Source organism: Streptomyces kronopolitis (assembly GCF_014646275.1).
In the GTDB taxonomy this organism is placed as follows: Bacteria; Actinomycetota; Actinomycetes; order Streptomycetales; family Streptomycetaceae; genus Streptomyces; species Streptomyces kronopolitis.
Genome location: NZ_BMND01000140.1, coordinates 1 through 502, shown reverse-complemented (window position 1 = coordinate 502; position 502 = coordinate 1). Strand labels below are relative to the sequence as shown.

Sequence of the window (502 nt, the reverse complement as noted above, 5' to 3'; positions counted from 1 at the left end):
AGAATGAAAAGACCTTGGATTCTTTAGGCAAAATCTTTTCTTTAAAGGTTTTTTCATAGCTTTTTTTGACAAACCATTTAAACGCATGCTCTTCTACAAAATTGTGAGGGTTTTTAAGCACTTCTAGGCGTAAAACGCATTTGTTTAAACTGAATTTGGAATTGTTTTTGACTCCCACTTGCAAAGAAAAAGCGTTGCTATAACTTAAAGGGTTAGCGTGTAAGATGCGTGTTTCTATGGGGTAAATCGCTTGAGTGAGTAAAACATTCAAAACAAAAGGCATGCTTAAAAACGCGCCCAAAAAAGCTACTGCCGCTATATATCTTGCCAAGCGGTTTCTTAAAAGCAAAGCCAAAAGGAGCAAAATCGCGCAAAAAAGGATTAAAACGCTCGCTATTAAAACGCTAATTAAAGTCGCTTGGCTTAAAAAGCCCTTAAAAGACTCCAAAAAAGCTTGGATAAAGGCAAGAGACGCCATGCGTTTTTAAGGCTCTTTAGTCTC

The 502-nt window shown here is 37.1% G+C and carries 1 protein-coding gene; it reads right to left on the bottom strand.

Annotated elements, in window-relative coordinates; all coding sequences use genetic code 11:
• Positions 1-478 (bottom strand): DUF2393 family protein (locus IEY78_RS35530; RefSeq protein WP_189104845.1); only part of this gene is annotated, 478 nt, incomplete at its 3' end.
• Positions 479-502: the final 24 nt, after the last annotated feature.